Consider the following 13,155-nt stretch of genomic DNA (forward strand, 5'->3'; position numbering starts at 1 on the left):
GAAATAATTATATTTTACTTCAAAGCTTCTAAAGCAGCGCTATAATTTGGCTCGTTGGCAATCTCAGAAACCTGTTCTGTGTAAAGCACTTTATTATTTTCATCGGTTACAATTACGGCACGGCTCAAAAGACCTTTCATTGGAGAATCAGTAATGGTTACTTCATAATCATCACCAAAAGTTCCTCTAAAATCTGAAAGTGTCTCTACATTATTCAAACCTTCAGCAGCACAGAATCTTGTTAATGCAAAAGGCAAATCTTTAGAAACATTGATGACAACAGTATTTTCTAATTGATTAGCTTCTTCATTAAATTTTCTTGCAGAAGATGCACAAGTTGGTGTATCGATACTTGGGAAAATATTAAATACTTTTTTCTTTCCTTCGTAGCTTTCTAACGTTTTCACATTGAGACCAGAATCTACCAAAGCAAACTCTTTGATGGTGAACCCTACTTCAGGAAGTTTTCCCAATGTATGTACTTCGTTCCCTTTTAATGTTATACTTGACATATTTTAATTTTTTAAAGTTTCATCAAATTTACTCAAAATGAAAACTTCTCTCATGAAATAAAGGTTAAATTAATCTTAAAGTGGAAAAACTCATTGATTATTAAAGTGGAAAAAATTAAAATTTAACTAAATTTGTGAAACTAAAACTTTAAATAATAAATAACAGTATAATGTCAGAAAAATCAAAAATCTATTACACACTTACAGATGAGGCTCCAATGTTGGCAACACACTCGTTTTTACCGATTGTAAAAGCGTTTACAAAACCAGCGAACATTGAAATCGCCGTTCCGGATATTTCTTTGGCAGGAAGAATTTTAGCAAACTTCCCTGAGTTTTTAGAAGATAGCCAGAAGATTAATGATGCTTTAGCTCAATTAGGTGAATTGGCTACTCAACCTGATGCAAACATTATAAAATTACCAAACATTTCAGCATCTGCGCCACAATTGGACGCTGCAATCGCTGAATTACAATCTAAAGGTTTTGCAGTTCCAAATTATCCTGCTGAGCCTAAAAATGATGAAGAAAAAGCAATCAAAGCAAAATATGCTAAAGTATTAGGAAGTGCTGTAAACCCTGTATTAAGAGAAGGAAATTCTGACAGACGTGCTCCAAAGGCCGTTAAAAACTATGCTAAAGTAAACCCTCACAGAATGGGTGATTGGGCTTCTGATAGCAAGACTGATGTTGCTCACATGAACACCGGAGATTTCTACGGAACTGAAACTTCAACTACTCTGGAGAATGCTACTAAATATAAAATCGTTTTCAAAGGAAATGACGGTGCCGAAACTTTATTAAAAGATTTTGCAGGTCTTCAAGCCGGAGAAGTGATTGATTCTTCTGTAATGAATTTAAACTCTTTGAAAGCTTTCGTACAGGAGGCAATCGAAGAAGCTAAAAACAGAAACGTACTTCTTTCTGCTCACCTCAAAGCAACGATGATGAAAATCTCTGATCCCATCGTCTTCGGAGCAATTGTTGAGACTTTCTTTAAAGATGTTTTTGCTAAATATGCTGAAGTATTCGATTCTTTAGACGTAAACCCAAATAACGGACTTGCTGATCTTTTAGATAAAATTAAAGGAAACGCTCAGGAAGCTGAGATCAAAGCTGATATTGAAGCTGCTTTGGCAAACGGACCGCGAGTGGCAATGGTAAACTCTGATAAAGGCATTACCAACTTCCACGTTCCTTCTGACATTATCGTTGACGCTTCTATGGCTGCTTTGGTAAGAGGTGGCGGTAAAATGTGGAATAAAGAAGGTAAAGAAGAAGATACAGTGTGTATCATTCCGGATCGTTCTTATGCAGGTTTTTATCAGTCTGTTATTGACGATATGAAAGCACACGGAAAATTAGACCCTTCTACAATGGGTTCTGTTCCGAATGTTGGTTTGATGGCTCAAAAAGCTGAAGAATATGGATCTCATGATAAAACGTTCCAAGCTACTGCTGAAGGAACAATTGAAGTTCAAGACGAAACAGGAAATGCTCTTCTTTCTCAAAAAGTTGAAAAAGGAGATATTTTCAGAATGTGTCAGACAAAAGACGCTCCAATTCAGGACTGGGTAAAACTAGCGGTTAACAGAGCAAAACTTTCTGATACCCCTGCAATTTTCTGGTTAGATAAAGGAAGAGCTCACGATAGAGAAATGATCAAAAAAGTTGAGAAATATTTAGCTGATCACGATACTAACGGATTAGACATCAAAATTCTTGATGTAAAAGACGCAATGACAGAAACATTGAAAAGAGCTAGAGAAGGAAAAGATACAATTTCTGTTTCAGGAAATGTATTGAGAGATTATTTAACGGATCTTTTCCCAATCTTAGAGCTTGGAACTTCTGCAAAAATGCTTTCTATCGTTCCATTGATGAATGGAGGTGGTTTGTTCGAAACTGGAGCTGGAGGTTCTGCTCCAAAACACGTAGAGCAATTCTTAGAAGAAGGGTATTTAAGATGGGATTCTCTTGGGGAATTCTTAGCTTTACAGGCTTCTTTAGAGCATTTAGCACAAACTCAGGGAAATACGAAAGCTCAAGTTTTAGCAGATGCATTGGATGAAGCAAATGCTAAATTCTTAGCGACTGATAAATCTCCAGCAAGAAAAGTTGGACAAATCGACAACAGAGGTTCTCACTTCTATTTAGCTATGTACTGGGCTGAAGCTTTAGCAAATCAAACAGCTGATGCAGAATTAGCTCAACAATTTGCTCCGGTTGCAGAAGCAATGCAGGAAAATGAAGAAGTAATCAATTCTGAATTGATCGGTGCTCAGGGTAAACCTCAAAATATTGACGGTTACTTCAAAACTGACACTTACAAAACGTATGAAGCGATGAGACCAAGTACCGTTTTAAATGAAATTATTGACGGAATCTAATTTTTGGTTTTAATATAAATTGAAAGCTCCTTTAAAAAAGGAGCTTTTTTTATTTTCAAACACGAATAGCATGAAGCTTTTTCACAAATAATACAATCTATAGCGACAATATGATAATCACTTTATTTGTCATTAGAAATCAAAAAATCGCTATTGATTTGATTTCTTGAATTTTTAAATCTTTAAATCAATTAAATTTTTAAATCCTATCCTCCACAATCACCTTTCTATGTTCTCTACCCCAATTGATCATCTCAGAAATAATGTTTCCAAAAGTTCTGCAATAGGCTGTTGGTTCATATTCGATTAAAACAGGAGTATCTGGATAGACAGTTCGTTTTACCAGCTTATTCATTTCCATATCTTTCAATTCTTTTGAAAGCATTCTTGTCGTGATTCCGGGGATGCTTCTTTCAATTTCACGAAAGCGTTTATTACCGTTACAAATAGCATTAATAACCGGAATTCTCCACTTTCCGCCAATGAAATAAAGGGTATCCTGTAGCGCTCTTAATTCTTCGCTTTGATCTCTTTCCATGTTTACAAATTTAAGTGATATAATTGATGATACTGATATACTCTGTGATACTGATTACAAAAGTATACCAATTTGAAGTAACTTTGTCAAAAATTTTAAAGAAATGAATACATTCAGAAACAAATTAGCCATCGTAACCGGAGGAAACAGCGGAATCGGTTACGCAACCGCAAAAGAATTAATTGCTCATGGAGCAAAAGTAATCATCACAGGAAGAAGAAAAGAAGCTGTAGAAAAGGCGGCTGAAGAATTGGGAGCAATTCCTTTCGTGGCAGATCAGGGAAAATTGGAGGATATTGAGTTTTTGAAGACGAAAGTTGAAAATCAATATGGAAAAGTTGACATTTTATTCATCAACGCAGGGATTACAGGGTCTTTAGGATTAATTGAAAACATGACTGCAGAAAACTTTGATCAAGTGATGAACATTAATTTCAGAGGAGCTTATTTCACTTTAAGCAAATTTACACCTCTTTTAAACGACGGTGCTTCTGTTGTTTTTCTATCTTCAAATGTGGCCACGACCTACAAACCAAACAGCTCAGTGTATCAGGCAAGCAAAGCTGCTCTAAATTCTATTGCAAAAACTGCAGCTGCGGAATTAGCACCCAGAAAAATTCGGGTAAATATGGTAAGTCCGGGACCTACAAAAACAGAAATCATGTCTAAAGCTGGATTGGATGAAGCTACATTAGAAGGTCTTAACGATTGGCTTATTAATTCTATCCCTCTAAAAAAAATGGGAACCGCAGAAGATGTAGCCAAAGCAGTTGTCTATTTATCCGACAATAATATGGCTAGTTTTATGACAGGAACCGAAATTCTGATTGACGGTGGAATGGTGCTGTAAACGGAAGAATTGAAGCTGGAGGCTGGAAGTTTGTGCAAGGAGGCGACAGACTTTCGCCTTCCATCATCCAGCTTCTAACGTTTTTAATTTCCAAAATTCCATTTTCACCTACCGATTTGTCCGGTTTACCTAATTTCAAATTCCGAAGCATCCATCAAAAAAGTACTTTTGACCCATAAAAAAATAGATACATTATGGACCAAATAGAGAAAAAAACAACCACAAAACCAATAGCTATTGTATTTTTAGCTATTCTGGTAGGCTTTGCCTTTTTACAGTTTTTCAACAAACCATTAGAAGGAAAGCCAGCTGCAAAAAAGATTGGAGCTCCTCGTGAAGTTCTTTCTATTTTAGAAAACTCTTGTTTTAATTGCCATTCAAATCAACAAAATTTGAGTTGGTATGATAAAATTGCACCCGTTTCTTGGGCTGTAAACAAAGATATTGAAAGAGCCAGAGAAGTTTTAAATTTTTCAGAATGGAACTATTCGGAAGGCGAACACAAAGGAAAGATGTATGCCATTTTGAACATGATGCAGAGCGGGAAAATGCCGCTTCATGAATATACAATTCTACATCCATCAGCAAAAATCACACAAAAAGATATTGATGTAATTAAAAAATATACACTTTCATTATCCGGCAATGCTCCTGCAATAAAAGAAATAAAAAATAGTCATCAAAATGTTGAAATTTCAAAGAGCGATGAAACTGTAAAATTTCCGGTTTCTCCAAACGGTGTAAAATATACAGACGATTATAAAAACTGGAAAGTCATTAGCATGAGTACACTTTTCGACAATTCAATCCGTGTTATTTACGGAAATGATATTGCCGTAAAAGCGATCGAAACGGAAGATTTTCATCCTTGGCCAAACGGAAGTATCGTCGTAAAATCTGTTTGGAAACAGGAAAAATTAGCCGACGGAGAAGTCAGACCTGGAGAATTTGTAAATGCTCAATTTATGGTTAAAGATTCAAAAAAATATACTGATACCGAAGGCTGGGGATTTGCAAAATTTTCAGGAAAAGATCTTCATCCGACAGGAAAAACGGCTTCGTTTGCAAAAGAATCATGTATCGCTTGCCACCGTCAGTTAGCTGAAAAAACTGGATATTTATTTGATGTTCCAATGAAAGTAAATACAGACAGATTAATTAAAAACCTTCAGAAATAATGAAAAAAATATTATTTATCGTACTATCAATATGCGCTTTATTCACTGCGTGTAAAATTGACGAACCTGATAAAGATTTACATCGTGTTGTTTTCGATCCCGGAAATTTAAAATTCATTTCAACTTCATTGAATACTGAAAAAGAGACGAGCTCTGCTTTGTACGGAAATCAGGAAGCTTTAGAATCTTTGCAAAGTGAAACCCATCAGCCAAAACCCAATTCTATAGTAAAATTGGTGACCTGGAAGTATCATGAAAATCCACAATACATCGGAGGTACCATTACAGGAGAATTACTAAGTGTTGAAACCTTTAAAAGCGATAAACATGGAAAGTTTTCTTATCAGTTTAAAAATAATTCGAAAACCGAAATCAACCCACCAAACAAAGAACAAAGAATACAATATATCATGAGTTACAAACCCGTTTCAAGACCGTAACGGTAGGGAAAATGAAAGTACGATCCGGAGTTGGGAAACAGCTCTGGATTTTTGCAGACTGTACTGTCAATGGTATTTGGGGAATGATGAAAATTAGCGTCACAAGTCAACTTATAAAAGTGAAAAAAATTCACAATCGAAGCGAATTCACGATGATTGACAACTCATAAAATTATCAGCAAAAAATATTACCTTAACATCATTAAAATCTACGGTTCTCATGCAGCAGCAAAAAATAAAAATTTCCCAAACCGTCATCTGGGTGAGTTCCATATTTTTGGGACTTTTATCATCGGTTCCACAGCTCGCTTCACATGCTTTCAACTGGCAGGAGGCGGTAGTAAACTCAATAATAACCGCAACTTTCTCTGTGATCATGTGGTATCTCAACATTTACATGCTGAACCGTAACTCCGTAAAAAGGAGACAAAATATTTCCTACGCTAAACTGATGATTGTGCTGGCTTTCGGAATGGTGGTCATGTTTGTACTGGCTTGGATTCAACAATTAATTTTATCACATATCAATTTCGGCACAACCATGCTGATGGTCGAAGTTAGGGGAATATTGATTAATCTTGTCTGTTACATGTTTTTAACTTTACTGCAAAATAATTACGCCGGGCAGCAGATTCAGCTTGAATTGGAAAAAGTAAAAAGCGATAACCTGAGCGCTCAGTTTGAATTATTAAAGCAGCAAATCAATCCGCATTTTTTGTTTAATAGTTTGAATACTTTGAAATCTATGGCAGAAACAAATGATTCAGAAACTGTAGATTTCGTGATAAAACTCTCTGATTTTTATCGTTTTACATTGGAAAGCAGAAAACTAGATCTGATTACCGTACAAGAAGAAATAAAAATAATCGACTCATACATTTTCTTACAAAAAGCCCGTTTTGGAGATGGAATTACGCTTACCAACGAATTAAATAATGAGGTTTTAAAAACTTTAATTCCACCTTTTACTTTACAGTTATTAGTTGAAAACTGTATTAAACATAACATTGTTTCGCAAAGTAAACCTTTACACATTAGAATCTATAATTCTGAAAATACTATCGTTATCGAAAATCCCATTCAGAAAAAAATGACCGTAGAAGATTCACTGGGAATCGGACTTGATAATGTAAAATCCCGCTACAAACATCTTTTGGAACAGGAAATTCAAATTACATCAGACGAAAAAATTTTTCAAATAAAACTACCTTTCATCCATGAATATCATCATCATTGAAGACGAATTTAGAGCTGCAAAATCCCTTCAAACCATAATTGCAGAATTAAAACCTGAATCTAAAATCACAGGAATTTATGACAGCATTGAAACAAGTGTTGAATTTTTATCAAAAGGCATAAAACCTGATCTTATTTTCATGGATATTCATCTCTCAGACGGACTTTCCTTTGAAATTTTCAAACAGGTGGAAATCACTTGCCCGGTCATTTTTTGTACCGCTTTCGACCACTATATGTTGGATGCCTTTAAAAGCAAAGGAGTCGATTATGTGCTGAAACCATTTTCACGTGAAGACATTGCAGAAGCGCTGAGAAAAGTAGATGAATTGAAAAAATTCTTCCAAAAAAATGAATTGCCCGAGCTAGAAGCTCTTTTCCAGAAAATTACTCAGCCACAAATTCCTTCGAAAAGCAGTTTTTTAGTTTTTAAAAATCAAAAATACACCACCATTTCCACTGAAAATATTGCTTACTTTTTCATTCATAATGAGATCACGCATTTAATGACTTTTGATAAGCAGCAGTTTCAGCTTACACAAACATTGGGACAAATCTCGGAACAGGTTTCTCAGAAGCAGTTTTTCAGAGTCAATCGGCAATACATTGTAAATTTCACTGCCATCAAAGAGATGGAGCATTATTTTCAGCGGAAAATTTTGGTTAAATTAATAATCGAAACGCCCGATCAACTCTTGATTAATAAAGAAAAATCTCCCACTTTTTTTGCATGGCTGGAAGACCGCTAAGCTCAGAACCTGATCTTCAAGTTTCCAACATTAACCAGCTTAAAAGCATCAATGTCATAAAATACAGGTTCACCTTTCAATTTGTCCGGTTGAACCTTTTTTGTATTCTTTTACAATCGTAAGGTATCTACTTTTGAATAAAATTAAAAGAAATGATACTAAAAAACTTAATCGGAACAGCTGTTATTGTAGCATTAATGTTCATCGTCTCAGCGTTTGCTTATAACAGTAAAAATGAAGAAACTCATAAAAATTTACCTTCAGAAAACAAAGGTTTTGCCGTTTTGGAATTGTTCACTTCAGAAGGTTGTTCGAGTTGTCCGCCCGCCGATCAATTGCTGGGTGAAATTGAAAAACAATACAAAAATCAACATCTTTATATCCTCTCCTATCATGTTGATTACTGGAATAATTTGGGTTGGAAAGACAAATTCAGCAGTGCAGAGAATTCTAAACGTCAACTGCATTACAGCCAAACTTTGCAAACACAGATTTACACCCCTCAATTGGTTATAAATGGTAAAAAAGAGTTTGTAGGTTCTGACAGATATGCTGTCGAAAAGGCAATACAAAAAGCGTTATTGACGTCTTCCAATTCAAAGATTGATTTATCTGCAAATATTTCACAGAAAAATATTACTGTAAAATATAAAACCGCGCAAAATACTTCCCAATACAAAATCCTCATTACCTTGATCAAGAAAAAAGCGTCGAATGCTATTCAGCGAGGAGAAAATGAAGGTCGCCACCTTGTGCACTGGCAGATTGTTCATCAGCAGAATCAAATTTCTTTAGAAAAAACCTCAGAAGGAACAACCGATTTTAAACTTCCCGAGAATTTCGATGCCACCAATTGGGAAATTATCGGAATGATTCAGAATGTAAAATCCGGGGAAATTCTAGGCTCTGAGAAAGTGTCTTTTTAAATACCCACAGTCTGCAGTCTTTTTGTCATTCTGGGTAGAGCAGCCATATGAAGAATTTTACTTTAAAGATAGTCTTCCTTCGTTAGAAATTGAAAAGTCGGCGTAGCTAATGACAAGAATTCAAAGAATTAAAATACAAACAACTTAAAATAATAAAAATGAAAACAAAAACAACAAAAATTATGTACTGGTCAGGGGTAATCTTCATGTCATTATGGTTCGGAGCGAGTGGCTTTTTTGAGCTGACAAAAAACCCTGTTGTTTGGGATATAACGCAACAATTAGGTTATCCACCACACTTTATTTACATTCTCGGAGTTTTTAAATTATCCGGAATGATTGTGCTATTGCTGCCCAATCGACTTTTAAGATTAAAAGAATGGGTATTTGCAGGCATGTTCTTCGATATAATTTTTGCATTCTTTTCAAAAATTGCAGTGTTTGGTTTCCCGTCAACGGTTGATGCAATTGTAGCGTTTACGGTACTTTCCGTCACTTATTTTATGTTTAGAAAATGGTATACACAAAATCTTTTTTTAGAAAAAGTATAATCTAAAAAGCTACCATACTTGATTTAAATATCAATGTTCAAATTACTCTTATGTTAAAAATAATATCCTCCCGGAAACGAGAGGATTTATCTTTGAAATTATGAATGGAAAAATTATTCTTTTTAACAGAAATCATGTTATTGCATCAGCGAAAATTCACGTCCCTGTAATTCATAAAATGAAATCTGTCTTTTGTTTTAAATCCTGAGAAATCGAATCACTTTTTAAGCTGCAATATTTTTTGAAAAAGGAACAAAATGTAAAATTCTTCCACATTTTTTTTAAAGCTCTCTTCTTTTCAGAACTAAATATGTGCTTTTCTCAATTTGCTAATACTTAAAATAATGAATCCCAAAACTCCCAAAACAAAATATCCTTCTGCAACTTCAAGCTGAATTTCGGGTCTGATGATTGCTACAATTCCATAACTGATGGCTGACGTAAGAATGAATGCCACACCACCTGTCAAACCTCCAGCTACACCCGCAGAATTTGGAAATCTTCCTATGCAGTATGCAAAATAGTTATTGAAAATAAAACCTGCCGTCACATGAATAGCAAATGCGAACGCAACCAAGCTGTACATATTATTCAGAAAAAAAGAACAGAAAATCATTAATACAACTAAAAATATCTGAATAAAGTTTGCATATCTTATTTTCGGGAGGAACGCTCTTTTAATCAATGCTTTCCCTAAAAATCCTCCTGTCATCCATGCAAAGCCCAAAATCAATGAAACATAGCCTGCAACGACTTCAGAATATCCCATTTTATGTTCAATGATAAAAGATCCGCAAAGATTAAAGAAAATAACCATTGCATAACTCACACCACACATCAGCATTCCGTAGAAAAAATCTTTGGTTCTAAACATAAGATTATACTCTTTCATTACATAGTTGATCTGAAATGGTTTTTTAATTTTTAAGGTTTCACCAGAAAATAATAATTCCAAAATCAACAAAACAAAACTGTACCCTGCAAGAACATAGAAATTAGACTGCCAGCCAAATAATTTCTGAAGATAACCACCAATAAAAGGAGCGACGATGGGACCTACCGACCAAACTATCGTCATAATGCTCAGATAGTGTTTTCTCTTTTCACCCTCGTAAACATCAACAAAAAAAGCCCGCTTCGAAACGACCGCAAATCCTGATAAAATCCCCTGCAAAACACGCATTGCGTAAATAACCATCATATCTTTCGTTAATGCTGTGATTAAAAAGCTTACCACAAACAGCACCAAAGAAATTGCTGAGACGCGAAACCGTCCAAAAGAATCAACTACACTTCCAGCAAAAAACTGAGTAAGACCATAGCTGATTAAGAATAAAGATAGGGTAAGCTGAATACTGCTTTCAGGCTGATGAAGTTCCGTTGCCATACTCGGCATTGACGGCAGATAAATATCTGTCGCTAAACCCGACATTGGAATCACTGCAAAAGCCAATATGGTGGCAATAAACTGATTTTTTGATTGTATATTTTTCATTGAAGATGGCATTCGATCTCTTTCTAAGAAAGATTTTGCGACTGCAAAGGTAGATTGATAACTTTATATAAAAAAACAAAAAATGACTGAACTTTCGAACAGTCATTCTATTTTTTAAAATATTCTATTGAACTGATTATTTGTTTTTATGGGCTTTGCCACTATTAGATTTGTAGACTTTTACTTTTTTATCCATGTGTTTATATCTTTTATCATTATTTTTATTACGATTGTAGACGGCCACCGGATTTTGCCCTTTATAATATTTAGTTTTAAACTTTACATATTTATCTCTTCCCAAAATTCTTTCGATTTCCCGATAACGATCTATAGACCATTGATTAGGATTATTGGCATATACTCTATTCCAACCATTGTAATCGGCATATCGATTATTTAACGCATACAACTGGTTTGCCTGCGTCGTAGATAACAAAAGATCCGCAACTACGGTTCGCCAGTTTACCTCGGTTACACTTCTTCTATAGTCATTATAATAAACTGACTGTGCATATCCTACACCAAAAGTTGCGATGAATAATACTGTGATTAATATTTTTTTCATTTTCGTAAATTTTTAAGGGTTATCTATATACATTGTCAATATAGATGCCAAATACACAATGATGGTTCATAATTTTTACCAAAATAATATCATGACAAAGAAATATCTACACAATTAGCATTTCACCATTTAAGTTAAACTCCGCATTACTTGGTTCAGAGCGATGAAGAGATTTTAAATAATCTTCACATTCTGATTTTAATTTTAATTAAATATAAATTACGTTAAGATCCTATAAAACCGTTACGTCATATCATTTTAATTTGTAATTTTAAATGAGAGAATCCCCCAAATAACTCTCCTCACACAAACCAAAACCAAAAATTATGGAAAATATAAAATTTGAAATATCACCCTATCAGGACGAGCTGCAAATATTAATCGATGGTAAAAAAGTGGGTTATATGTCAATTTCGGTAGACGGAAGACTGCTAAATGTGTACTATACAAAAATTAATGAAGACCTGGAAGGTCATGGCTACGCCAAACTACTTTTGGATAAATTGGTAAATTATGCTGAAGAAAAAGACCTCATGATTGATCCTGAATGCGATTTTGTAAGACAGCAACTAGAAAACCATCCTAAAAGATACAGAGGAATCTGGCACGAGTGAAAAATTAATTCTCCCACCAAACAGGAAACTGATTATCCGTTTTATTTAAATCTAAAATTTCACCTATTTTAGGGGTAAGTATGTGCAAGTTTTTCTCTTTGCCTAATGCTGTCACTTTCTGTAGAGGCTCATTCCATGGATGCAGAGCCAATGCAAATTTGCCCGAATGAACCGGAATAATATTCTCTGCCTGAATATCTAAACTTGCCTGAATAACATCTTCCGGCAAAGCATGGATATATTTCCAGGCTGGGTTGTATTGTCCGTTTTCCATGATGGCGTAATCAAATGGCCCATACTTTTCACCAATCATTTTAAAATGGGAATCGTAACCACTGTCACCCCCAAGAAACATTTTTTTTGTCGGAGTTTCCAAAACATAAGAAGTCCAGAGTGTACCATTTCTGTGAAATTTTCTTCCCGAAAAATGTCTCGCAGGAGTAAATGTCATTTTAAAATTATTTTTAAGCGTTAGCATAGCTCCCCACTCTTCTTCCAAAAGCTGACTTTCATTGTAACCCCAACGTTCAAAATGTGCACCTACTCCCAGAGGCATGATGACCTCTCCGACCTTTGACTGAATGGATTTGATGGTTGGATAATCCAGATGGTCATAATGATCATGTGTAATTACCAGATAATCAATATACGGAACATCTTCCGGCTTAAAAAGATCTGCACCAGCAAAAGCTTTATTAAAAAATTTGAAAGGAGAACCGTAGGTACTTAAAACCGGATCAACGAGAAAAGAAATGCCATCAATCTGAATAAAATATGAAGAATGCCCCATCCAGATAAAAACATCTTCATTTTTAGGGATATTTTTTAAATCCGTATGAATTGCAGGAACATTTTGCTGAGGCTTTAAAAAAGGATCTTTTTTAGCGAAAAGAAAATCATACAGTACCTTTGGCATACTGTAACCTTCCGCAAGAGAAGGAGTAAAGTTCAAATTTTGAAACTGATTATTTTTGTAATGTTCAGATTTCTGCATTCTTTCGAGACGTTTTCCTTTTGGTTCTGCTCCGAAAACCTGCTGAGATGTTATTACAAAATACAGTGCAATAACAATTGCTATGATAATTAGATAAATCATTGATAAATGGTATAA

The 13,155-nt window shown here is 34.8% G+C and carries 15 protein-coding genes; 10 read left to right on the forward strand and 5 right to left on the reverse strand.

Going from position 1 to position 13,155, the window contains the following annotated elements:
• Nucleotides 1–14: 14 nt before the first annotated feature.
• On the reverse strand, nt 15–512 hold the full coding sequence (gene tpx, locus AR685_RS03085) for a thiol peroxidase (protein WP_047446162.1): 498 nt from the start codon (nt 510–512) through the stop codon (nt 15–17).
• Between the two features lie 170 nt (nt 513–682).
• Here tpx and AR685_RS03090 point away from each other — a divergent pair, with 170 nt between their 5' ends.
• Nucleotides 683–2,902, forward strand: coding sequence for an NADP-dependent isocitrate dehydrogenase (locus AR685_RS03090; RefSeq protein ID WP_047446161.1), 2,220 nt, complete (start codon nt 683–685; stop codon nt 2,900–2,902).
• A gap of 199 nt (nt 2,903–3,101) precedes the next feature.
• Here AR685_RS03090 and AR685_RS03095 read toward each other — a convergent pair whose 3' ends face one another.
• Nucleotides 3,102–3,440, reverse strand: a complete 339-nt coding sequence (locus tag AR685_RS03095) for a winged helix-turn-helix transcriptional regulator (protein ID WP_047446160.1) — start codon at nt 3,438–3,440, stop codon at nt 3,102–3,104.
• A gap of 103 nt (nt 3,441–3,543) precedes the next feature.
• On the opposite strand from AR685_RS03095, the gene AR685_RS03100 reads away from it, so the two are divergent.
• The 8 genes from AR685_RS03100 (at nt 3,544) to AR685_RS03130 (ending at nt 9,370) form a co-directional block, all read left to right on the forward strand.
• Nucleotides 3,544–4,290: an SDR family oxidoreductase gene (locus AR685_RS03100; RefSeq protein WP_059123674.1), complete on the forward strand. Its 747-nt coding sequence runs from the start codon at nt 3,544–3,546 to the stop codon at nt 4,288–4,290.
• Nucleotides 4,291–4,484: 194 nt separating this feature from the next.
• The gene (locus AR685_RS03105; protein WP_059123675.1) at nt 4,485–5,468 is read left to right on the forward strand and encodes a heme-binding domain-containing protein; all 984 of its coding nucleotides are present in this window, start codon (nt 4,485–4,487) and stop codon (nt 5,466–5,468) included.
• Nucleotides 5,468–5,908 (forward strand): hypothetical protein, encoded by a 441-nt coding sequence (locus AR685_RS03110; protein WP_047446155.1) that lies wholly within the window; start codon nt 5,468–5,470, stop codon nt 5,906–5,908. The genes AR685_RS03105 and AR685_RS03110 overlap by 1 nt, the downstream gene beginning before the upstream one ends.
• 11 nt (nt 5,909–5,919) lie before the next feature.
• Nucleotides 5,920–6,078, forward strand: a complete 159-nt coding sequence (locus tag AR685_RS18055; protein ID WP_156122551.1) for a hypothetical protein — start codon at nt 5,920–5,922, stop codon at nt 6,076–6,078.
• A gap of 50 nt (nt 6,079–6,128) precedes the next feature.
• Nucleotides 6,129–7,145 carry a sensor histidine kinase gene (locus AR685_RS03115; RefSeq protein ID WP_059123676.1) on the forward strand — a complete coding sequence of 339 codons (1,017 nt, stop codon included), beginning with the start codon at nt 6,129–6,131 and terminating at the stop codon, nt 7,143–7,145.
• A complete protein-coding gene (locus AR685_RS03120) occupies nt 7,126–7,893 on the forward strand; it encodes a LytR/AlgR family response regulator transcription factor (RefSeq protein WP_059123677.1) in 768 nt (255 codons plus the stop codon). Before AR685_RS03115 ends, AR685_RS03120 begins: the two co-directional genes overlap by 20 nt.
• 152 nt (nt 7,894–8,045) lie before the next feature.
• The gene (locus AR685_RS03125; protein WP_059123678.1) at nt 8,046–8,819 is read left to right on the forward strand and encodes a DUF1223 domain-containing protein; all 774 of its coding nucleotides are present in this window, start codon (nt 8,046–8,048) and stop codon (nt 8,817–8,819) included.
• A gap of 158 nt (nt 8,820–8,977) precedes the next feature.
• Nucleotides 8,978–9,370, forward strand: a complete 393-nt coding sequence (locus AR685_RS03130) for a DoxX family protein (protein ID WP_047446147.1) — start codon at nt 8,978–8,980, stop codon at nt 9,368–9,370.
• 304 nt (nt 9,371–9,674) lie between these two features.
• Here AR685_RS03130 and AR685_RS03135 read toward each other — a convergent pair whose 3' ends face one another.
• On the reverse strand, nt 9,675–10,865 hold the full coding sequence (locus AR685_RS03135; protein ID WP_059123774.1) for an MFS transporter: 1,191 nt from the start codon (nt 10,863–10,865) through the stop codon (nt 9,675–9,677).
• Between the two features lie 136 nt (nt 10,866–11,001).
• Nucleotides 11,002–11,430, reverse strand: coding sequence for a hypothetical protein (locus AR685_RS03140; RefSeq protein ID WP_059123679.1), 429 nt, complete (start codon nt 11,428–11,430; stop codon nt 11,002–11,004).
• Between the two features lie 326 nt (nt 11,431–11,756).
• Between AR685_RS03140 and AR685_RS03145 the strand changes: the two genes are divergently transcribed.
• Nucleotides 11,757–12,044 (forward strand): GNAT family N-acetyltransferase, encoded by a 288-nt coding sequence (locus AR685_RS03145; RefSeq protein ID WP_047446458.1) that lies wholly within the window; start codon nt 11,757–11,759, stop codon nt 12,042–12,044.
• A gap of 4 nt (nt 12,045–12,048) precedes the next feature.
• Here the strand turns inward: AR685_RS03145 and AR685_RS03150 are convergent, their stop codons facing one another.
• The gene (locus tag AR685_RS03150; RefSeq protein WP_059123680.1) at nt 12,049–13,140 is read right to left on the reverse strand and encodes an MBL fold metallo-hydrolase; all 1,092 of its coding nucleotides are present in this window, start codon (nt 13,138–13,140) and stop codon (nt 12,049–12,051) included.
• Nucleotides 13,141–13,155: the final 15 nt, after the last annotated feature.

The sequence above is a fragment of the Chryseobacterium sp. JAH genome, from assembly GCF_001507335.1.
Taxonomy (GTDB): Bacteria; Bacteroidota; Bacteroidia; order Flavobacteriales; family Weeksellaceae; genus Chryseobacterium.

What these genes read in the sequence shown, in the direction of transcription:
- AR685_RS03105 (WP_059123675.1), top strand. Translation starts at nt 4,485, where the DNA reads ATGGACCAAATAGAGAAAAAAACAACCACAAAACCAATAGCTATTGTA.
- AR685_RS03100 (WP_059123674.1), top strand. Translation starts at nt 3,544, where the DNA reads ATGAATACATTCAGAAACAAATTAGCCATCGTAACCGGAGGAAACAGC.
- AR685_RS03140 (WP_059123679.1), bottom strand. Translation starts at nt 11,430, where the DNA reads ATGAAAAAAATATTAATCACAGTATTATTCATCGCAACTTTTGGTGTA.
- AR685_RS03090 (WP_047446161.1), top strand. Translation starts at nt 683, where the DNA reads ATGTCAGAAAAATCAAAAATCTATTACACACTTACAGATGAGGCTCCA.
- AR685_RS03135 (WP_059123774.1), bottom strand. Translation starts at nt 10,865, where the DNA reads ATGAAAAATATACAATCAAAAAATCAGTTTATTGCCACCATATTGGCT.
- AR685_RS03145 (WP_047446458.1), top strand. Translation starts at nt 11,757, where the DNA reads ATGGAAAATATAAAATTTGAAATATCACCCTATCAGGACGAGCTGCAA.
- AR685_RS03115 (WP_059123676.1), top strand. Translation starts at nt 6,129, where the DNA reads ATGCAGCAGCAAAAAATAAAAATTTCCCAAACCGTCATCTGGGTGAGT.
- AR685_RS03125 (WP_059123678.1), top strand. Translation starts at nt 8,046, where the DNA reads ATGATACTAAAAAACTTAATCGGAACAGCTGTTATTGTAGCATTAATG.
- AR685_RS03130 (WP_047446147.1), top strand. Translation starts at nt 8,978, where the DNA reads ATGAAAACAAAAACAACAAAAATTATGTACTGGTCAGGGGTAATCTTC.
- tpx (WP_047446162.1), bottom strand. Translation starts at nt 512, where the DNA reads ATGTCAAGTATAACATTAAAAGGGAACGAAGTACATACATTGGGAAAA.
- AR685_RS03120 (WP_059123677.1), top strand. Translation starts at nt 7,126, where the DNA reads ATGAATATCATCATCATTGAAGACGAATTTAGAGCTGCAAAATCCCTT.
- AR685_RS18055 (WP_156122551.1), top strand. Translation starts at nt 5,920, where the DNA reads ATGAAAGTACGATCCGGAGTTGGGAAACAGCTCTGGATTTTTGCAGAC.
- AR685_RS03095 (WP_047446160.1), bottom strand. Translation starts at nt 3,440, where the DNA reads ATGGAAAGAGATCAAAGCGAAGAATTAAGAGCGCTACAGGATACCCTT.
- AR685_RS03110 (WP_047446155.1), top strand. Translation starts at nt 5,468, where the DNA reads ATGAAAAAAATATTATTTATCGTACTATCAATATGCGCTTTATTCACT.
- AR685_RS03150 (WP_059123680.1), bottom strand. Translation starts at nt 13,140, where the DNA reads ATGATTTATCTAATTATCATAGCAATTGTTATTGCACTGTATTTTGTA.